Here is a 19,093-nt window from a genome sequence, read left to right on the forward strand (position 1 = left end):
CCAGGAGGATGCCTCGTGGTGAGCTACCCGTTCACGGCCGTGGTCGGCGCCGACGACCTGTCCCTCGCCCTACTGCTGACTGCCGTCTCTCCGGACGTGGGTGGCGTCCTCGTGCGCGGCGAGAAGGGCACCGCCAAGTCGACCATCGTCCGCGCCCTGGTCGAGGTGCTTCCGCCTCAGGTGGTCGTGCAGGGATGTCGGTTCTCCTGCGACCCCGCCGCGCCTGACGCCCAGTGCCCCGACGGCCCGCACGACGACGTCGCCTCGACGACCCGCGCCACGCGTCTGGTCGAGCTGCCGGTCGGCGCGAGCGAGGACCGGGTCATCGGGTCACTCGACCTCGGGCGCGCCCTCGGCGCCGGGGAGGCCCACTTCCAGCCCGGCCTCCTCGCCGCTGCGCACCGTGGGCTGCTGTACGTCGACGAGGTCAACCTGCTCCACGACCATCTCGTCGACGTCCTGCTCGACGCTGCGGCCATGGGCGTCAACTCGGTCGAGCGCGACGGCGTCTCGGTCACGCACCCCGCCCGGATCGTGCTCGTGGGGACGATGAATCCCGAGGAGGGCGAGCTGCGCCCCCAGCTGCTCGACCGGTTCGGGCTGACGGTCGAGGTCGCGGCCAGCCGCGAGCCGGAGGTGCGGGCCACGATCGTTCGGCGGCGCCTCGACCACGACGCCGACCCGGCCGGCTTCGCGGCGGCATACGACGCCCAGCAGGCGGCGCTCACCGATCGGATCGCGGGCGCCCGCGAGCTGCTGCCGAAGGTGGAGCTCTCCGACTGGGCGCTCTCGACCATTGCGCGGGTGTGCGCCGGTTTCGACGTCGACGGCATGCGCGCCGACATCGTCACCGCGCGGGCCGCCCGCGCCCACGCCGCATGGGCGGGCCGGACCCACCTCGAGCGCGAGGACATCCGCACGGCGGCGCGCTTCGCGCTGCCGCACCGGCGCCGCCGTAACCCCTTCGACGCCCCCGGCCTCGACGAGGACCTGCTCGACCGCCTGCTCGGCGACGACGAGCCCCCGCCCCCACCCGAGGACGAGCCCGAGCCCGAGCCGCCGGGCCGCCCGACCGAAAAGTCGCCCTCTGGGGAGCCGAATGGCCCGGAGGACTCGCCCGCAGGCCAGCCCCGGTCCGAGCCCCCCAGCCGAGCACGCCGACGGCGACGCGAGCGGCGACGCGAGCGGCGACGCGAGCGACGACGCGAGTGACGACCCCGCGGCGGCTGCGCCGGTCGCGGGGGTCGCGGCCGCGAGGGCGCCGTACCGCACCCGGCGCTTCGTCGTTCGCGGCGTCGGCGCCGGGGAGTCCGGGCGCCGCAGCCGGGCGATCACCGACCGAGGCCGCACCATCGGGTCGACGACGGCCAGGTCGGGCCGGTCCACCCGCGTGCACCTGCCAGCCACGATCACCGCGGCGGCACTGCACCAGCGAGTCCGCGGCCGCACCGACCGCCTGCTGCTGCACACCTCGGACCTGCGCGCCACCGTCGCCGAGGGCCGGGAGTCCAACCTCGTGCTGTTCGTCGTCGACGCCTCGGGCTCGATGGCAGCACGTCGGCGGATGGAGGCGGTGAAGACCGCCGTCCTCTCGCTGCTCCTCGATGCCTACCAGCGCCGCGACCGCGTGGGCCTCGTAACGTTCCGCGGGACGGGCGCCCAGTTGACCCTGCCACCCACGTCGTCGGTCGAGGCCGCGGCCACCCGGCTCTCCGACCTGCCACACGGCGGCCGCACCCCCTGGCTGAGGGCCTGACCACTGCTGCGCGCGTCCTCGAGGTCGAACGGGTCCGCGACCCGCGACGCCGCCCGCTCGTCGTCCTCGTCACCGATGGGCGCGCCACCGCCGGACCCGACGCGCTCGCCCGCGCGACGCATATCGCGGCGCAGTGGCACCGCACCCTGGCCCAGGCGGTCGTCGTGGACTGCGAGACCGGGCGATTCCGTCTCGGCCTCGCCGCTGAGCTGGCTGCCCTCATGGGCGCCGAGCACGTGCCCCTCGGCGAGGTCGGCGCTGGTGACCTGGTCCAGGCCGTCACCGACACCCGGCGCGGGTGGGACGACCCGCGGAGCACCGCCGGAAGGAGCGCCGCCTGATGGCCCAGGGCAAGCCGCCCGTGGCCGTCGCCGACGGCCTCACCACGAGGGCTCGGCGCAACCGGCCACTGCTCGTCGTCCACGGTGGCGAGGGCAAGGGCAAGTCGACCGCGGCCTTCGGCCTGGCCCTGCGGGGCTGGAACCAGGGTTGGTCGACCGGGGTGTTCCAGTTCGTGAAGTCGGCCAAGTGGCGCATCGGCGAGCAGACCGCCCTCGAGACGCTCGACCGGGTGCACGCCGAGACCGGTCAGGGCGGCCCCATCGAGTGGCACAAGATGGGCGCGGGCTGGTCCTGGTCGCGCAAGGCCGGCAGCGAGGACGACCACGCCGCGGCCGCCCGCGAGGGCTGGGTCGAGATCAAGCGCCGGCTCGCCGAGCAGACCCACCAGCTGTACGTCCTCGACGAGTTCACCTACGTCATGAAGTGGGGCTGGGTCGACGTCGACGAGGTCATCGAGACCCTCGCGAACCGCCCCGGGCACCAGCACGTCGTCATCACCGGCCGTGGCCCGGCCCCCCGGCTCGTCGAGATCGCCGACCTGGTCACCGAGATGACCAAGGTGAAGCATCCCTTCGACGCCGGGCAGAAGGGCCAGAAGGGCATCGAGTGGTGAGACTGCCCCGCTTCGTCGTCGCTGCCGCCGCCTCTGGTCAGGGCAAGACCACCGTCGCCGTCGGCATCATGGCCGCGCTGTCCCGGCGCGGTCTCGAGGTCGCACCCGCCAAGGTCGGTCCCGACTACATCGACCCGGGCTACCACGCGCTGGCGACGGGTCGCCCCGGACGCAACCTCGACCCGTGGCTCCAGGGCGAGGATCAGCTGCTTCCCTTGCTGCTGAACGGCTTTCGCACCCCTCGACTCGCCGACCTCGCGGTGGTCGAGGGCGTGATGGGTCTGTTCGACGGCCGTCTCGGCACCCAGGGCTGGGCCTCGACCGCCCACGTCGCCACGGTCACGTCCTCGCCTGTGGTGCTCGTCGTCGACATCTCCTCCGCGGCCCGCACGGTCGCGGCGACCGTCCACGGCCTGCGTACCTTCGACTCGGCGGTGCGGGTCGCCGGGGTCGTCCTCAACAAGTCGGGGTCGCCCCGGCACGCCGACGAGGTCCGTCGCAGCGTCGAGGCGACCGGCGTACCCGTTCTCGGCGTGCTGCCCCGCGACGCCGGCGTCAGCGCGCCCTCGCGCCACCTGGGCCTGGTGCCGGCCGCCGAACGCCCCGACGCCGAGTCCGCCCTGGACCGCCTCGCCGAGCAGACCGCGCGCTTCGTGGACCTCGACGCCCTGCTCGAGATCGCCAGCACCGCACCCGATGTGCAGGCCACGCCCTGGAGCCCGCCCACCCGGGTGGACCGGCCGCCGCGAGTCGTCGCCGTGGCCGGTGGTCGCGCGTTCACCTTCCGGTATGCCGAGACCGACGAGCTGTTGCGCGCGCTCGGCTGCGAGCCTGTGGTGTTCGACCCGGCCGTCGACACCAGCCTGCCGACCGGCACGTCGGGGATCTACCTCGGCGGCGGCTTCCCCGAGGTGTATGCCGCGTCGCTGGCCACCAACCGCGCCCTCCTGGCCGAGGTGCGTGAGGCCGTTGCGGCCGGTGTGCCGACGGTGGCCGAGTGCGCGGGACTGCTGTACCTGAGCCAGGCCGTCGACGGACACGCCCTCGTTGGCGCGGTTCCCGCCCAGGCGGCGATGCATCCCCGTCTGACCTTGCGCTACCGCACGGCGACCACCAACCACGACAGCCTGCTCGGACCAGCGGGCACGACGGTGCGCGGCCACGAGTTCCACCGGACCCGGCTCGACCCGGGCCACGGGCCGACACCCGCGTGGCTCCTCGACGGCGACCCCGAGGGTTTCTCGCTTGCCCCCACCGGCCGCCCGAGCGTGCATGCGAGCTACCTGCACACCCACTGGGCCGGTCATCCCGAGCTCGCTGCGCACTTCGCCGCCGCGGTCCACGCGTCCGGTGCAGCGACGAGCGGCCCCGCCGTCCCGGCCACCGTACCGGCCGTTCACGACCCGGCTTGTTCACGACCCAGCCGTTCACGACCCAGCCGCACACGACCCAGCCGGTCACGACCCGGCCGTCAACGACCCGCTCGACCACCACGGCGACGTCGAGCTCGACGGCACCCTCGTCGACTTCGCCGTCAACGTCCGGGTCAGCGAACCGCCGCCCTGGCTGGCGACCGAGCTGCGCGCCGCGGTCGACACGCTCGCGGCATACCCTCGACCCGACGCGGCGCGGGCCGCTCTTGCGCGCCGCCACGGGGTCGCCGACGCCATGGTGCTGCCGACCAACGGAGCGGCCGAGGCGTTCGGACTGCTGGCGGCCGCCCTGGCCCCTAGGCACCCAGTGGTGGTGCACCCCCAGTTCACCGAGCCCGAGGCCGCACTGCGTCGTGCCGGTCGCGTGGTCCACCGCCACGTCCTCGACCCGGCAACGGGATTCGCACTCGGCGCCTCCACACTCGACGTCGAGTGCGACCTCGTCGTGGTCGGCAACCCCACCAACCCGACCGGTGTCCTGCACGCCCGCGCGACCCTCGACGGCCTGCGAGCGCCGGGGCGGGTGGTCGTCGTCGACGAGGCGTTCATGGACGCGGTCCCCGGCGAGCCGGAGTCGCTCATCAGCACCGAGATGACCGACCTGCTGGTGCTCAGGTCGCTCACGAAGACCTGGGCCCTCGCCGGGCTGCGCGCGGGCTACGTCGTCGGAGACCCCGCGCTGGTGGCCCGGCTGGCTGCCGTCCAGCCGCACTGGTCCGTCAACTCCCTCGCCGCCGTCGCCATGGAGCGGGCCTCGACCGCCGCGGCCGTCGCCGAGGCCACCGCCGCGGCCGGGGAGCTCGCCGGCTGGCGCGACCACCTCGTCCGCGGGCTGCACCGGCTCGGGCTTCACGTCCAGCGTTCGTCGGCCCCGTTCGTGCTCGCCGAGGTCGGCACCGGCGTGCGAGAAGCGTTGCGCGCCAACGGGTATGCCGTGAGGCGTGGCGACACGTTCCCCGGCCTCGGGCCGCAGTGGGTGCGCATCGCGGTCCGCGACCCGCACACGACCGACGGACTGCTGCGCGAGCTGGCGGGCGTCCTCACCCGGGCCGAGGAGCTGACCGCATGAGGATCACCGTGCCGGGCACTGCGCCCACCGTGCTCGTGCGCGAGCCTGGGCCCCGCATCGCCGAGACGGTCCACGGACTGATCGACCAGGGTGCGGTGGTCACCGTCCTGACCGCTGACGCGAGTCCGACGCTCCTCGACCTCGCCGCGCGGCGGCTGGTGGTGATCGACGGCGACGCCGACCCTGCGGCATACGACCTCGTCCTGCGAGACCCGTTGTCCGCCAACGACGCACGCACGACGACCTCTCCCGGTGGCAGCGTCGTGCTCGTCGGCGGGGGGCCGGGCGACCTCGGACTGCTCACCGTCGCAGGTCTGGACGCCCTGCGCGGCGCGGACGTCGTCGTGACCGACCGGCTCGTGCCGTTGGGCGCGCTCGACGAGGCGCCCGAACACGCCGAGGTCGTGCACGTCGGCAAGATCCCGCGTGGCGCCTTCACCTCTCAGGAGGCCATCAACCACCTGATCATCACCCACGCCCGCGCGGGCAAGCGTGTCGTGCGGTTCAAGGGCGGCGACAGCTTCGTCTTCGGCCGCGGCGGCGAGGAGTGGGCCGCCTGTGTCGAGGCCGGTGTGCCCGTGCAGGTCATCCCCGGCGTCAGCTCGGCGGTGGCCGTGCCCGCGCTGGCCGGCATCCCGGTCACGCACCGCTCCCTGACGCAGGGGTTCGTCGTGGTGACCGGCCACGTCGCGCCGGGCGACCCGCGCGGCACCGTCGACTGGGAGTGGCTGGGCCGATCTGGCCTGACCTTGGTCGTCCTCATGGGCGTCGCCGCCCTCCCCCAGATCGCCGCGGCCCTCGTACACGGCGGCATGGACCCGAAGACCCCCGCCGCCTGCATCGAGGACGGCGGCATGCCCAGCATGCGCAGCGTCACCGCGACCGTGACCACCATTGCCGACGCCGCCGACCAGGCCGGCATCCACCCACCAGCCGTCACCGTCATCGGGGACGTCGTCACCGCACTCAAGGAGAGCCCATGACCGAGCCCACGACCCTGCAGCCACCGAGCGCCGAGGTCCGGGCGCAAGCGCTCGCCCGATTCGACGCCCTCGCGAAGCCGCTCGGCTCCCTCGGCCGACTCGAGGAGCTCGGCGCCTGGGTCGCCGCCTGCCAGGGCACCTGCCCGCCTCGCAGGCTCGAGCGGGTGACCGCGATCGTACCGGCCGGCGACCACGGCGTCGTCGCCTCGGGCGTCGCTGCCTATCCCAAGGAGATCACCGCGGCGATGGTCCGGACGCTGGTCGCCGGTGTCGCCGGGATGAGCGTCCTCGCGGCCCAGCACGGTGTGCCCGTCAGGGTCCTCGACATCGCCGTCGACGACGACCTCGAGGGCGTCCCTGCGGAGGTCACCGCGCACAAGATCCGACGCTCCTCCCAGCCCATCGACAGCCAGGACGCCATCACGGTCGAGGAGCTCGACGAGGCGCTGACGGCCGGGGCCGCCGTCGTCGCCGAGGAGGTGGCCGCAGGCACGCAGCTGCTGGTCATGGGCGACCTCGGCATCGGCAACACCTCCCCGGCCGCGGCCCTGATCGCCAGCACCCTCGGCCTCCAGGCCGACCAGGTCACCGGCCGTGGTGCCGGGCTCGACGACGAGGGCCTGGCCCGCAAGACCGCCGTGATCCAGCAGGCCCTCGACCGCACCGCGCACCTGAGCGACCCGCGGGCACGCTTGGCCGCGCTGGGCTCGGCGGACCTCGCGTTCGCAGTCGGCGTCATGGTCGCCGCGGCCCGCGCTGGTGTCCCGGTGCTGCTCGACGGCGTGATCTCCGTGGCCGAGGCCCTGGTCGCCGAGTCCCTCGAGCCGGGTGCGCGTGAGTGGTTCGCGGCAGGCCACCGCTCCCCCGAGCCGGCCCAGGCCGTGGCCCTGGAGTCCCTCGGCCTCGTCCCGGTCATCGACCTCGGCATGCGTCTCGGTGAGGGCTCCGGAGCCATGACCGCCCTGCCGATCCTGCGCTCGGCCGTCATCGCGCTGCACGACATGGCATTGCTGGCGGACCTGATGGCGCCAGAGTCGGTCTCCGAACCCGCGCCGGCACCGTGACCGTCGCATGAGGGCCGCATTCGCCGGGCTCCGGCTGGCCGTGGGCACCCTGACCATGGTCCCGGTCGGCACCATCGAGCCGCCGACGCGTCGCTCGGCGGCCTGGGCCATGAGCCTCGCGCCGCTCGCCGTCCTCCCGCTGGCCGCGGTCGCCGGAGCCGTCGGCTGGCTGGGGGACCAAGCCCGGCTGCCCGGCCTCGTGGTCGCCACCTTGGTCCTGATGTCCCTGGCCTTGGGATCGCGAGCCATGCACCTCGACGGACTGGCCGACACGGTCGACGGGATCGGCGCCGGCTGGAGCCGAGAGCGCGCCCTCGAGGTCATGAAGAGCGGGGACGTCGGCCCGATGGGGGTGGCTGCCGTCGCCCTCACCCTGGTCGTCCAGGCCGGGGGCGCCGCGGCGGTCCTCGGTCGGCCCTGGGGCTGGCTGCTCGTGGCCGTGGCCGTCGCCGTGTCCCGGGCCGCCTGCGCCCTGACCTGTGTGCGCAGCATCCCGGCCGCGCGCCCCGACGGCCTGGGCGCCGCCGTGGCCGGCACGGTGCCCGTGCCCGCTCTGGCGGTCATCCTCGTGGTGAGCGCGGCGGCGCTGGGCCTGGTCAGCCAAGCCGCCCAGGCCGGGTCCGGACTCGGCGCGGTCGCAGTTCTCACCATGACCATCGTCGTGGGACTGCTGGTGCGCATCGCCACCCGCGTGTTCGGGGGGTGAGCGGTGACGTGATGGGGGCTGCAATCGAGCTCTCGCTCGCCGCGGTGCTCGTCACCCTGTCGTCCGGGCTGGCCCGATGAAGACCCTCGTCACCGGTGGCGTCCGCTCGGGCAAGTCCACCGCCGCCGAGCGTCTGCTCGCCGACGCTGGTCAGGTCACCTATATCGCCACCGGGCCCCGCAGCGACGATCCCGACTGGGCCGAACGCATTGCCGCACACCGCAGCCGGCGCCCGTCCCACTGGAGCACCGTGGAGACATCCGACCTCCCGGGAGCCCTCGCGCGCCTCGAAGGCCCGGGGCTGGTCGACTGCCTCGGCACCTGGCTGACCGCAACCCTCGACGACCTCGAGGTCTGGGAGGCGCCGCAACCACACTGGGAGCCCACGCTCGCGCAGCGGCTGCAGGACGTGGTGGAGGCCTGGGCCGAGTGCCCGCACGAGCTCGTCGCCGTCACCAACGAGGTCGGGTGGGGCGTCGTCCCTGAGCACCGCTCGGGTCGGATCTTCGCGGACTGGCTCGGTCGACTCAACCAACAGGTCGCGGCATCCTCAGACCGTGTCCTGCTCGTCGTGGCCGGGCAGGTGCTCGCGGTGAAGCAGCCGTGAGGCGCCGCACACCAGATCCGGTCGCGCTCGGGCTGCTCCTCGGGTATGCCGCGGACCAGCTCCTCGGGGACCCCGGCCGACACCACCCTGTGGCTGGGTTCGGGACGCTCGCGACGCGGCTCGAAGGCCGCACCTGGGCGCCCCGCCGCAGCGCCGGGGTGGCCCACGAGGCCGTTCTGGTCGGGTCCACCGTCGCGGTCGCCCTCGGTCTGGGCCGCCTCCCCCGGCCCGTCCAGCCCGTCCTCGTCGCGGCAGCCACGTGGGCGGTCCTCGGCGGCCGCAGCCTCGACCGCGAGGCGCGGGCCGTCGGCACGCTGCTGGCCGACGGCGACCTCGAGGGGGCCCGCCAGCGCGTCCGCAACCTCGTCGGACGCGACCCCTGGTCCCTCGATGCCGACGGCGTCGCGCGCGCCACGGTCGAGTCGGTCGCCGAGAACTGTGCCGACGCGGTCGTGGCGCCGCTCCTGTGGGGCGCGGTGGCCGGGCTACCCGGACTGCTCGGCTACCGCGCGGTCAACACTCTCGACGCCATGGTCGGTCACCGCACGGCGCGGTACCACGAGTTCGGTTGGGCCGCAGCGCGACTCGATGACGCAGCCAACTGGTTGCCCGCCCGCGCAACGGTGGGAATCACCGCGCTCGTGGCGGCGGCCCGGGAACGGTCGTGGACGGCTGCCGACCGCGTCGTGGCCACCGTGCGCCGCGACGCGGGCCAGCACCCGAGCCCCAACGCGGGCCCCGTCGAGGCCGCCTGGGCGGCTGCGCTCGGGGTGCGGCTCGGTGGGAGCAACGTCTATGACGGCAGCGCCGAGGACCGCGGCATCCTCGGCAGCGGGCCCCACGTCACGGCCCGCGACATCGTCCCGGCCTCGGCCCTGCTCCGTCAGGTCGGACTCGCCTCCGCCCTCACAGCGGTCGGGCTCAGGCTGGCGCTGCGGGACCGACGTCGACGCCAGCGTCACTGAGGGCCGACAGCACCGCTGCCACGGAGTCCACCTCCGCCACCCCCGTGACGGGCGCCGGTCGCCCGATGACGACGACCGGCATCCCGAGGGCTCGGGCCGCGTCGAGCTTCGCGGCGGTGTAGGAGCCCCCGGAGTCCTTGGTGAGTAGGACGTCGATGCGGTGCTCGCGCAGCAGCGCCAGCTCGCCCTCCACGGCATACGGACCGCGGTCGAGGACCACCGTCCAGCGCGCAGGGGGCGGCTCGTCGAGGCGCTCGACCACCCGCACGAGGACCTCACGACCGCTCCACGCCGCGTAGTGCCCGAGGGTCTGGCGGCCCGTCGTGAGGAAGGGTCGTTCCCCCAGCGACTCAGCCGCGGTCCGGGCCTCGTCGTGGTCGCCGACCCAGGTCCACGACGCGGCGTCGGGGTGGTCGCCCCACCCGGGGCGAGCCAGGCGCACCAACGGAGTTCGCGTCAGGGCGCAGGCACGGGCGGCGTTGGCCGACATCGTCGCAGCGAAGGGGTGCGTGGCGTCGACGACAGCGGCCACGCCACGCTCGCGGATGAATGCCGCCAACCCCTCCGCGCCACCGAAGCCACCGATCCGCACCTCGCCCACCGGCAGCCGCGGCCGCTGCACGCGCCCGGCGAGCGAGGAGAGGAACGCGGCCTCGCGGGACTGGAGCTCGTGGGCGAGAGCCCTGGCCTCGGCGGTGCCGCCGAGGACGAGGACGGGTCCTGCCGCTGCCCGGTCAGTCACTCCGAGGCGTCGGTCGCGAGGGCCGTGATCGCCTCGTGGACGGCCAGGACGCGCTCGGCCGTCTCCACGTGGAGGTTCTCGATCATGCGGCCGTTGTGCGTGACCACTCCGGCGCCGCCGCCCGCCTCCCAGGCGGCGAGCACGGCGCGAGCGTCATCAACGGCGGCCGCACTCGGCGCGAACGTCGTGTTGCACGCCTCGACCTGGCCCGGGTGAATCAGCGTCTTGCCGTCGAAGCCCAGCTGACGGCCCTGCCGACACTCCGCCTCGAAGCCCTCGGCGTCCTTCACGTCATTGAACACGCCGTCCAGGATCACGGTGCCGGTGGCCCGGGCGGCGAGCAGGCACAGCGACAGACCGGTCAACAACGGCTGTCGGCCCGGGACGTGCTCGGCGTGGAGCTCCTTGGCGAGGTCGTTGGTGCCCATGACGAGCACGGTCAGCCGCTCGGACGCGCTCGCGATCTCCTCGCAGTGGAGCATCGCCGCAGGCGTCTCCACCATGGCCCACAGGGCCGTGTGCTCCGGCGCGCCCGCCGACTCCATCGCCGCGACGAGCTGGCGCACCTCTGCGGCGGATCCGACCTTCGGCACCACGATCGCGTCAGGACCGGCGGCACTCACGGCCCGGAGGTCCTCGTCGTGCCACTGAGTGCCGATAGCGTTGATGCGGATCGTCAGCTCGCGCGGCCCGTACTCACCGGATCGGGCTGCGGCGCAAGCCTTTTCGCGGGCACTTGCCTTGGCGTCCGGGGCGACGGCGTCCTCGAGGTCGAGGATCAGCGCGTCCACGGCGAGGGTCTTGGCCTTCTCGAGTGCGCGTTCGTTGGAGCTCGGCAGGTAGAGCACGGAACGGCGCGGCCGGTATGCCGCCTGGCCGGTCATCAGGAGGCCGCACCGTCGACGGGGGCCGCCGGCGCGGCATACAGCTCGGCGAGCGCGGGGTCGCTGGCGGCCAAGCGCTCGGCGAGCTCGACGATGACCAGGCACTGCTTGAGGCTGGCGTCGTCCTCCATCTTGCCGTCGAGCATCACGGCGCCGGTGCCGTCACCCATCGCCTCGACGACCCGGCGCGCGTGGGCGACGTCCTCTGCCGACGGGCTGAACACCCGCTTGGCGATCTCGATCTGCACCGGGTGGAGCGACCACGTCCCCACGCACCCGAGGAGGAAGGCGTTGCGGAACTGGTCCTCGCAGGCGACGACGTCCTTGATGTCACCGAACGGGCCGTAGTACGGCAGGATCCCGTGCATCGCGCAGGCATCGACCATCCGCGAGATGGTGTAGTGCCACAGATCCTGTTGGTAGGTCTGGCGATCGGCGTTGATGTCGCCGTCGATCGGGTCCTGGCGCACGAGGTACCCGGGGTGGCCGCCACCGACGCGAGTGGTCTTCATCCGGCGGTCGGCCGCGAGGTCGGCGGGCCCGAGCGACATGCCCTGCATGCGCGGACTCGCACCGGCGATCTCCTCGACGTTCGCGACACCGCGCGCCGTCTCGAGGATGGCGTGGACGAGGATCGGGCGCTGGAGGCCGGCCCGCGCCTCGAGCTGGGCGAGCAGCCGGTCGACGTAGTGGATGTCCTCCGGGCCCTGGACCTTGGGGACCATGACGACGTCGAGCTTGTCGCCGACCTCGCTGACGAGCGTCGTGAGGTCGTCGAGCACCCAGGGGCTGTCGAGGGCGTTGACGCGCGTCCACAGCTGCGTCGTCTCGCCGAAGTCGGTGGCGCGGGCGATCTGCACGAGCCCGGCGCGGGCTGCCTCCTTGCGGTCGGCTTTGACGGCATCCTCGAGGTTGCCGAGCAGGACGTCGACGGTGCCCACCATGGCCGGGATCTTGGCCGCCATCTTCTCGTTGCTGGGGTCGAAGAAGTGGATGACCCGAGACGGTCTGGCGGGGACCTCGCGCAGGGGCGCGGGGGCGCCGACGGCGAGCGGGGCGAAGAAGTCCTTGGGGCTGCGCACGTCGCGAAACTAGCAGCGACACCACGACATCGGTTATGACACAGTTCACGGTGTGACCGATCCCGCGCCCGTGAACGTCACGGCGCTCTTCGCCGAGGCCGCGTCGAAGTCCGGCCTGCTGTGGGTGGACGTCCCCGGCGACCGCGCGTGGCCGTTCTGGCACGCCTGGAGCGGCGAGGTCGTGTATGCCGTGTCCGGACCGGGCGAGCAGACCTTGCCGTGGATCCCGGAGCGCGTCCGCCTGATCGCCCGCAGCAAGGACACCGGCGGCCGACTGTTGACCGTCGAGGCAAGCAGTCGCGAGATCACGCCCACGGACGAGGAGTGGCAGGCGGCGACCGACGCCCTCAAGGCGGAGCGTCTCAACGCGACCGACGACCTCGTCAGCCGGTGGGCGCAGGTCTGCACCGTGCGCGCCTTTCGACCCTTCGGCGCGCCCGTGGAGGCCCCCCGGCTCGTACGCCACCACCTCCGGCGCGGCGCCCGTTCCGCCGAGCGAGGCGACCACCACGGGCTGGCGTCCGTGGCACTGGCGAGGACGACCCCGCCGCAGGCGCGGCAACCGCCTCCCTGACGAGCGCTGACCTGCCGGATAGCCTTGCGGGGTGAGCACTCCGTCGCGCGTCTTCGTCGGCCGCCTGACCAACCTGAGCGTCTTCGACCCGCTCGGTGACCAGGTCGGTCGGGTTCGCGACGTCGTCGTGACGTTTGGCGCCTCACGACGCCGGCCCCGGGTCATCGGACTCGTGGTCGAGGTGCCCGGCCGGCGGCGCGTGTTCGTGCCCATGACCCGCGTGACCTCGGTGGACGGCGGCCAGGTCATCACCACCGGGCTGGTCAACATGCGCCGGTTCGAGCAGCGCACCAACGAGGAGCTCGTCATGGCCGAGCTGCTCGAGCGCACCGTGACCGTGGGCGACCCGGAGGGCGACTACGACGCCGTCGTCGAGGACATCGCCATCGAGCGGGAGCGCAACCGCGACTGGGCCGTCTCGAAGGTGTTCGTCCGCCAGGGCACGGGGCGCAGTTCGCTCGGGCCGTTCCGACGCCGTCGCGGCGCCACCCTGCTCGTGCCCGTCGAGGACGTGACCGGCCTGCACCAGTCCGGTTCCGGCCAGTCCGCGGCGAGGCTGCTCGAGACCTACGACGACCTGAAGTCGGCCGACCTCGCCGACGTCATCCACGACCTGTCCCCCAAGCGGCGCGCCGAGGTCGCCGAGGCGATGGCCGACGAACGGCTGGCCGACGTCCTCGAGGAGCTGCCCGAGGACGACCAGGTCGAGATCCTCGAGACCCTGCCCGTGGGGCGCGCGGCCGACGTCCTCGAGGCGATGGAGCCCGACGACGCCACGGACCTGCTGCACAACCTCACGGAGGAGAAGCAGGAGGAGCTGCTCCAGCTCATGGAGCCCGACGAGGCAGCCGACCTGCGCCGCCTGCTGACCTACGACGAGGAGTCCGCCGGCGGCATGATGACCACCGAGCCGGTGATCCTCGGCCCCGAGGCCTCGATCGCCGAGGCCCTGGCCGTCGTCCGCCGCGCCGAGATCTCGCCGGCCCTCGCGTCGACGGTCTACGTCTGCCGTGCGCCCCACGAGACGCCCACGGGCAAGTACCTCGGCATCGTGCACATCCAGCGGTTGCTGCGCGAGCCGCCCCACGGCGCCATCGGCAGCATCCTCGACAAGGAGATCGAGCCGCTCGGTCCGCAGGCCCCCCTGGGCCAGGTCACCCGCATCCTGGCGACCTACAACCTGGTCGGCGTGCCCGTGGTCGACGACGACGGCCGCCTGATCGGCGCGGTCACGGTCGACGACGTGCTCGACCACATCCTTCCCGACGACTGGCGCGAGGAGCGACGCGAGGTGACCCATGGCTGAGCGCACGACCACCCGCAGCAGCGTCGGCCGGCTCGACCAGCCCCGCGAGACCAAGCGAGCCCTCCTGCCCCGCCCGACCGTCTCGCAGGAGACCTTCGGGGTCTGGAGCGAGCAGTTCGCCCGCTTCATGGGCACCGCGAACTTCCTTATCGCGATGACCGTGTTCGTCCTCGCGTGGATCGGGTGGAACGTCTTCGGGCCGAAGGAGTACCGCTTCGACCCCTACGCCTTCATCTTCCTCACCCTGATGCTCAGCCTCCAGGCGTCGTATGCCGCGCCACTGATCCTGCTCGCGCAGAACCGCCAGGCCGACCGCGACCGCGTCGGGCTGGAGCAGGACCGAGCGCGCGACGAGCGCAACCTCGCCGACACCGAGTTCCTCACCCGCGAGGTGGCCGCCCTGCGGCACGCGATGCGCGATGCGGCGACCCGCGACTTCGTCCGTTCTGAGCTGCGCAGCCTGCTCGAGGAGTTCGAGGAGCGGGGCCTGACCGTCCACCGACGTGACGCGACCGACACCGGACTCGACCCGGGCGGTTCCTCGAGGGACGAGCCCGCGACCTAGCATGGGGGTATGTCCGCCCCCGCAGCAGCACCGGTGACCGACGAGGCCCTCCACCAGGCGCTCGCGACCGTCATCGACCCAGAGATCCGCAAGCCCGTCACCGAGCTCGGCATGGTCGAGAGCGTCTCGGTCGACGACGCCGGTCTGGTCGCCGTGACGATCCTGCTCACCGTCTCGGGCTGCCCGATGAAGGACACCCTCACCAAGGACACCACCGCGGCGCTGGCCAAGGTGCCGGGGGTCAACGGCGTGACCGTGACGCTCGGCGTCATGAGCGACGAACAGCGTGCCGGCCTGCGCCAGCAGCTGCGCGGGGGCACCGCCGAGCGCGAGATCCCGTTCGCGCGGCCCGGCTCGCTCACGAGGGTGTATGCCGTGGCGTCCGGCAAGGGCGGCGTCGGCAAGTCCTCGATCACCGTCAACCTGGCTGCGGCCCTCGCCGAGAGCGGCCTGCGCGTCGGTGTCGTCGATGCCGATGTCTACGGCTTCTCGGTGCCCCGCATGCTGGGCGTCGAGCACCGGCCGACCCAGGTCGACGACATGATCCTGCCGCCGGTGAGCCACGACGTGAAGGTCATCTCGATCGGGATGTTCGTGCCCGGCAACCAGCCCGTCGTGTGGCGCGGTCCGATGCTCCACCGTGCTCTTCAGCAGTTCCTCGGTGACGTCTTCTGGGGCGACCTCGACATCCTCCTGCTCGACCTGCCGCCGGGCACCGGCGACATCGCGATCTCGGTGGCGCAGCTCATCCCGACCGCCGAGATCCTCGTCGTCACCACTCCCCAGCAGGCTGCCGCCGAGGTGGCCGAGCGCGCGGGATCCATCGCCCTGCAGACCCACCAGCGCATCGTCGGCGTCATCGAGAACATGTCCTGGCTTGAGCTGCCCGACGGCTCGCGCCAGGAGATCTTCGGGTCAGGTGGCGGCAAGGCCGTGGCCGAGTCGCTGACCCGCGCGGTGGGCGCCGAGGTGCCGCTGCTCGGCCAGATCCCGCTCGACACCAACTTGCGCGAGGGCGCCGACCAGGGCACGCCAGTCGTCCTGCGCAACCCACAGTCCCCCGCCGCGGTGTCCCTGCGGGCCATCGCCCGCGGCCTCGGCACGCGCTCGCGCGGCCTGGCAGGGCGCTCGCTCGGGCTGTCGCCGGCTTCTCGCTGACGGGTCAGGTCGCGTCGACGTCGAACGGCGTCGGCTTCAGCGGGTCTCGGGTCGGCAGCGTGGTCGAGTACGTCGGCACCGCGGCAGCCGCTGCCGCAGCGGTCTCGGTGGGTGACGGGTCGAGCAGCGCCTCTCGGACGATGCGGCGTGGGTCGTACTGGCGTGGGTCGTACTGGCGCCAGTTGATGTCATCGAACTCCGGACCCATCTGCTCGCGGAGCTGGCCCTTCGCACCCTCGGCCATCGCCCTGGCCTGACGAACCAGGCGGCCGAGCTTCGCGGCATACTCCGGGAGCCGTTCCGGGCCCAGGATCACCACCCCGAGCACGAGGAGGATGATCGCTTCCCAGCCGTTGATGTCAGCCATGCGCGGTCTCCTCGATCAGCTGCCGGAGGTGCCGGACAGGACCAGGGTGACAGAGATCGTCTGGCTGCCCCGACGGACCTTCATGCTCACGTGGTCGCCGACGTTCTTCGCCCGGATCGCCACGACGAGGTCGTCGGGCGCGTTGACCCGCCGACCGTCGAACTCGACGATGACATCGCCGGCCTTGATCCCGGCCTTGCCTGCGGGGCCGTTGGGGTCGACGGGGTCACCGCTCGAGGCGGTCTTCTGCTGGAGGATGCGGACGCCCGCGCCGGAGTACTGGCGGTCGAGGACGACGCCGATCACCGGGTGCTGGGCCTTGCCCGTCTTGATCAGCTGCTCGGCCGTCTTCACGGCCTGGTCGCTCGGGATCGAGAACCCGACCCCGATGTTGCCGGACTGCGTGTCGGTGGTGCCCGGCACGCGAGCGATCGCGGAGTTCACCCCGATGACGTGACCCTGCATGTCGAGCAGCGGCCCGCCGCTGTTGCCGGGGTTGATCGCAGCGTCGGTCTGGATCGCGTTGATGAACGACTGCGTGTTGCCGTCGCCTCCCGGGCTGACCGGGCGGTTGAGGGCACTGACGATGCCGCTCGTGACGGTGGACTCGAGTCCCAGCGGGGCCCCGACCGCGATCACCGGGTCACCCACGACGACGTCCTTGGAGATGCCCATGGTCAGGGGCGGCAGGTCGGTGCGCGCGATCTTGATGACGGCCAGGTCGTAGGACCCGTCGTGGCCGGTGACCGTCGCGTCGACCTGGGAGCCGTCGCTCAGCTCGACGGTGATGGACCCGCCTGCTGCGGCGCCGGCGACCACGTGGTTGTTGGTGAGGATGTGGCCGGCGTGGTCGATCACGAACCCGGAGCCCGTCCCGGCACCGTCGGCGCCCTTGACCTTGATGGTGACCACGCTCGGCAGGGCGGCCGCCGCGATCGAGGCGATGCTCCCCGACGGACGGGCGGTGGCGCCCGCGCCAGCCCTCGGGATGGTGGTCTGGCCGCGGTCGAGGCTGCTGAAGTCGACCCGGTTCGTCGCGCCGAGCCACCCCCCGAACAACCCACCGAGGATCGCGGCGACGAGCGAGGCCACTGCCGCGACGGCGACTAGGGCGCCCCAGCCCGGGCCGGTGCGCCGGTCGGCGGTGGTCGGGGCGGGCTGGCTGGCTGCCCACGCGGCGTCCTGGGCGCCGTACCCGGCCTGCCCGGCATACGCGCCGGACCCGGCCTGCCCGGCGGCTTGGGGCGAGCCTGCGTACGCGGGGTCGGCGACACCCGATGCCGGCGGCGCGTCGGCCGCCGACGGCACCGGCCAACCGGTCGCCTCGGCGGGACCGGGGGCCGTGGCCGGCCACCCCGTGGGCTCGTCGGCCCACCAGGAGGACGTGGGCGGCGCGGGTGGGACCGGCGAACCGGAAAGCTCACGCGTGTGCTCGACGTCAACCGGACCGGTCGAGTCAGGCTGCTGATCGGGCTGCTGATCGGGCGGCTGCCAGGGGTCGGCCGGATCGCGCTCGTCGCTCATGGGGTTGATTGTGCCGAACGCACCCCGGTGATGCTCACCGCGGGTCGCGGAGTCTGCCCGGAGAAGGCGCCGCGGGCGGCGCCGAGGTTCGCGATGGTGAAGGCCGCGGGCGCAAAACCCGGCGTCGACGTGCGGGTGCGCTGCACCAGCCCGGGAGTCACAGCGGGGCTCGGTGTGATCGCCCCGGTGCCCGTCACGGCCAAGCCCACGGCCGCTGCCGCGGTCGCGCCGGCGGCGAGCCCGGCGAACACCGTGGCGCGGCGCGCCGAACGGTGCATGGCGGGCATGCCGCGGTCGACGACAGGAACCGGTGCCACCGGGATCGGGGCAATCGGGTGGACGACCGCCGAGGTGGGCGCGGAGTCTGCGGCGAGGGCGAGGAGCAGGCCGCGGAGGTCGCCCGAGACGGCGGGCGCAGCGGGGCTGCGCAGGGACTGGAGCACCCGGCGCTCCTGGGCCACCGCCGCGCGACAGCACGCACAGGCGAGGACGTGCCGGTCCCAGTGGAGCAGCGTCACCGGGTCCATGGCGCGGTCGGCATACGCGGTGAGCTGGGAGCCCAGGCAGCGCCCAGCGGCCCGGGGGTGGCTCATGCCCGGCATACCTGACCAGATCTGGCGGCCCACGAGGCGGGTCATCGCGATCCGGGCACCGCCCGGCCGATCACCGGCAGGCGGCGCTTGGGAGCCGGCGCGGGCTCGAAGTCCGTCGCGGCGCGCCCGAGGGCGGGGTCGCGGTGGGCGAGGGCCTCGCGCAGCTGGGCGCGGCCACGGTGGATGCGGGAGCGCACGGTGCCGAGCTTCACGCCCAGGGTCGCCGCGATCTCCTCGTAGGACAGGCCCTCGATGTCACACAGCACCACGGCGGCGCGAAAGTCGGGCGAGAGCGCATCGAGCGCGCGCTGGACGTCGTCGTCGAAGTGGGTCGCGTCGAACGTCGCCTCGGGCCCGGCCTCACGGGTGGGCAGCCGGGCCGCCGACTCGTCGGAGAGCGCATCGAAGCGGATCCGCTGCTTGCGGCGCATCTTGTCGAGGAAGACGTTGGTGGTGATGCGGTGCAGCCAGCCCTCGAAGGTGCCGGGCTGGTAGGAGTGCAACGAGCGGAAGACCCGGATGAACACGTCGTGGGTGAGGTCCTCGGCGTCGTGCTGGTTGCCGGTGAGGCGGTACGCCAGGCGGTAGACGCGGGCAGAGTGCTGCTCGACGATCTCCTCCCAGGTGGGGGGTACCCAGGCCTGCTGGACAGCCGGCTGGACCTCCCCCTGCGGCGCGCCGATCGTGTCGGTCGCGGTCACGTCCCTCACCTCCGTCTGCGCCGGGTGCGGCGCGGTGCATGCATCCGTCAAGACGACCG

General features: G+C 73.2%; 21 protein-coding genes and 1 pseudogene. 15 read left to right on the forward strand and 7 right to left on the reverse strand.

The features are described from left to right. The first annotated feature begins 18 nt into the window (after positions 1-18). The 11 genes and pseudogenes from GKE56_RS17455 (at position 19) to cbiB (ending at position 9,538) form a co-directional block, all read left to right on the forward strand. The gene (locus GKE56_RS17455) at positions 19-1,212 is read left to right on the forward strand and encodes an ATP-binding protein (RefSeq protein WP_230208881.1); all 1,194 of its coding nucleotides are present in this window, start codon (positions 19-21) and stop codon (positions 1,210-1,212) included. A 178-nt stretch (positions 1,213-1,390) separates the two neighbouring features. Next, positions 1,391-1,756: a VWA domain-containing protein gene (locus tag GKE56_RS17460; RefSeq protein WP_230208882.1), complete on the forward strand. Its 366-nt coding sequence runs from the start codon at positions 1,391-1,393 to the stop codon at positions 1,754-1,756. A 164-nt stretch (positions 1,757-1,920) separates the two neighbouring features. Then, on the forward strand, positions 1,921-2,097 hold the full coding sequence (locus GKE56_RS17465; protein ID WP_230208883.1) for a hypothetical protein: 177 nt from the start codon (positions 1,921-1,923) through the stop codon (positions 2,095-2,097). Beyond that, complete coding sequence (cobO, locus tag GKE56_RS09830) at positions 2,097-2,711, forward strand: cob(I)yrinic acid a,c-diamide adenosyltransferase (RefSeq protein ID WP_154684396.1); 615 nt, start codon at positions 2,097-2,099, stop codon at positions 2,709-2,711. The genes GKE56_RS17465 and cobO overlap by 1 nt, the downstream gene beginning before the upstream one ends. Beyond that, positions 2,708-3,985, forward strand: a pseudogene (locus tag GKE56_RS09835) (cobyrinate a,c-diamide synthase); the annotation flags it as partial. The gene cobO and the pseudogene GKE56_RS09835, both read left to right, overlap by 4 nt. Beyond that, the gene (gene cobC / locus GKE56_RS09840; RefSeq protein WP_154684398.1) at positions 3,984-5,213 is read left to right on the forward strand and encodes an Rv2231c family pyridoxal phosphate-dependent protein CobC; all 1,230 of its coding nucleotides are present in this window, start codon (positions 3,984-3,986) and stop codon (positions 5,211-5,213) included. The pseudogene GKE56_RS09835 and the gene cobC, both read left to right, overlap by 2 nt. Next, complete coding sequence (cobA, locus tag GKE56_RS09845) at positions 5,210-6,196, forward strand: uroporphyrinogen-III C-methyltransferase (protein ID WP_154684399.1); 987 nt, start codon at positions 5,210-5,212, stop codon at positions 6,194-6,196. Before cobC ends, cobA begins: the two co-directional genes overlap by 4 nt. Then, positions 6,193-7,260: a nicotinate-nucleotide--dimethylbenzimidazole phosphoribosyltransferase gene (cobT, locus tag GKE56_RS09850; RefSeq protein WP_154684400.1), complete on the forward strand. Its 1,068-nt coding sequence runs from the start codon at positions 6,193-6,195 to the stop codon at positions 7,258-7,260. The genes cobA and cobT overlap by 4 nt, the downstream gene beginning before the upstream one ends. A 7-nt stretch (positions 7,261-7,267) precedes the next feature. After that, positions 7,268-7,966, forward strand: coding sequence for an adenosylcobinamide-GDP ribazoletransferase (locus GKE56_RS09855; RefSeq protein ID WP_230208884.1), 699 nt, complete (start codon positions 7,268-7,270; stop codon positions 7,964-7,966). A 76-nt stretch (positions 7,967-8,042) separates the two neighbouring features. Continuing rightward, positions 8,043-8,573 carry a bifunctional adenosylcobinamide kinase/adenosylcobinamide-phosphate guanylyltransferase gene (gene cobU / locus GKE56_RS09860; RefSeq protein ID WP_154684401.1) on the forward strand — a complete coding sequence of 177 codons (531 nt, stop codon included), beginning with the start codon at positions 8,043-8,045 and terminating at the stop codon, positions 8,571-8,573. Further along, complete coding sequence (gene cbiB / locus GKE56_RS09865; RefSeq protein ID WP_230208885.1) at positions 8,570-9,538, forward strand: adenosylcobinamide-phosphate synthase CbiB; 969 nt, start codon at positions 8,570-8,572, stop codon at positions 9,536-9,538. Before cobU ends, cbiB begins: the two co-directional genes overlap by 4 nt. On the opposite strand, the gene GKE56_RS09870 is transcribed toward cbiB, so the two are convergent. The 3 genes from GKE56_RS09870 to GKE56_RS09880 are packed head-to-tail and all read right to left on the reverse strand — an operon-like array spanning position 9,495 to position 12,246. Continuing rightward, complete coding sequence (locus GKE56_RS09870) at positions 9,495-10,280, reverse strand: cobalt-precorrin-6A reductase (RefSeq protein ID WP_154684402.1); 786 nt, start codon at positions 10,278-10,280, stop codon at positions 9,495-9,497. The genes cbiB and GKE56_RS09870 overlap by 44 nt on opposite strands. Continuing rightward, positions 10,277-11,164, reverse strand: coding sequence for a CoA ester lyase (locus GKE56_RS09875; protein WP_154684403.1), 888 nt, complete (start codon positions 11,162-11,164; stop codon positions 10,277-10,279). The genes GKE56_RS09870 and GKE56_RS09875 overlap by 4 nt, the downstream gene beginning before the upstream one ends. Next, positions 11,164-12,246, reverse strand: a complete 1,083-nt coding sequence (locus tag GKE56_RS09880) for a CoA ester lyase (RefSeq protein WP_154684404.1) — start codon at positions 12,244-12,246, stop codon at positions 11,164-11,166. Before GKE56_RS09880 ends, GKE56_RS09875 begins: the two co-directional genes overlap by 1 nt. 52 nt (positions 12,247-12,298) lie before the next feature. Between GKE56_RS09880 and GKE56_RS09885 the strand changes: the two genes are divergently transcribed. From GKE56_RS09885 to GKE56_RS09900, 4 genes are read left to right on the forward strand one after another with little or no spacing between them, the layout of a single operon-like run. After that, the gene (locus GKE56_RS09885) at positions 12,299-12,820 is read left to right on the forward strand and encodes a hypothetical protein (RefSeq protein ID WP_154684405.1); all 522 of its coding nucleotides are present in this window, start codon (positions 12,299-12,301) and stop codon (positions 12,818-12,820) included. A 31-nt stretch (positions 12,821-12,851) separates the two neighbouring features. Further along, on the forward strand, positions 12,852-14,126 hold the full coding sequence (locus GKE56_RS09890; RefSeq protein ID WP_154684406.1) for a magnesium transporter MgtE N-terminal domain-containing protein: 1,275 nt from the start codon (positions 12,852-12,854) through the stop codon (positions 14,124-14,126). Continuing rightward, complete coding sequence (locus GKE56_RS09895; protein ID WP_154684407.1) at positions 14,119-14,691, forward strand: DUF1003 domain-containing protein; 573 nt, start codon at positions 14,119-14,121, stop codon at positions 14,689-14,691. Before GKE56_RS09890 ends, GKE56_RS09895 begins: the two co-directional genes overlap by 8 nt. Positions 14,692-14,700: 9 nt before the next feature. Then, positions 14,701-15,849, forward strand: a complete 1,149-nt coding sequence (locus GKE56_RS09900) for an Mrp/NBP35 family ATP-binding protein (protein WP_154684408.1) — start codon at positions 14,701-14,703, stop codon at positions 15,847-15,849. Positions 15,850-15,853: 4 nt separating this feature from the next. Here GKE56_RS09900 and GKE56_RS09905 read toward each other — a convergent pair whose 3' ends face one another. From GKE56_RS09905 to sigE, 4 genes are read right to left on the reverse strand one after another with little or no spacing between them, the layout of a single operon-like run. Next, a complete protein-coding gene (locus tag GKE56_RS09905; RefSeq protein ID WP_154684409.1) occupies positions 15,854-16,216 on the reverse strand; it encodes a twin-arginine translocase TatA/TatE family subunit in 363 nt (120 codons plus the stop codon). A gap of 15 nt (positions 16,217-16,231) precedes the next feature. Further along, a complete protein-coding gene (locus tag GKE56_RS09910) occupies positions 16,232-17,740 on the reverse strand; it encodes a S1C family serine protease (RefSeq protein WP_154684410.1) in 1,509 nt (502 codons plus the stop codon). Then, positions 17,737-18,378: a hypothetical protein gene (locus GKE56_RS09915; protein ID WP_154684411.1), complete on the reverse strand. Its 642-nt coding sequence runs from the start codon at positions 18,376-18,378 to the stop codon at positions 17,737-17,739. Before GKE56_RS09915 ends, GKE56_RS09910 begins: the two co-directional genes overlap by 4 nt. Further along, the gene (sigE, locus tag GKE56_RS09920) at positions 18,375-19,034 is read right to left on the reverse strand and encodes an RNA polymerase sigma factor SigE (protein WP_370518373.1); all 660 of its coding nucleotides are present in this window, start codon (positions 19,032-19,034) and stop codon (positions 18,375-18,377) included. The genes GKE56_RS09915 and sigE overlap by 4 nt, the downstream gene beginning before the upstream one ends. Positions 19,035-19,093 lie beyond the last annotated feature (59 nt).

This window comes from Nostocoides sp. HKS02 (assembly GCF_009707485.1).
Lineage (GTDB): Bacteria > Actinomycetota > Actinomycetes > Actinomycetales > Dermatophilaceae > Pedococcus.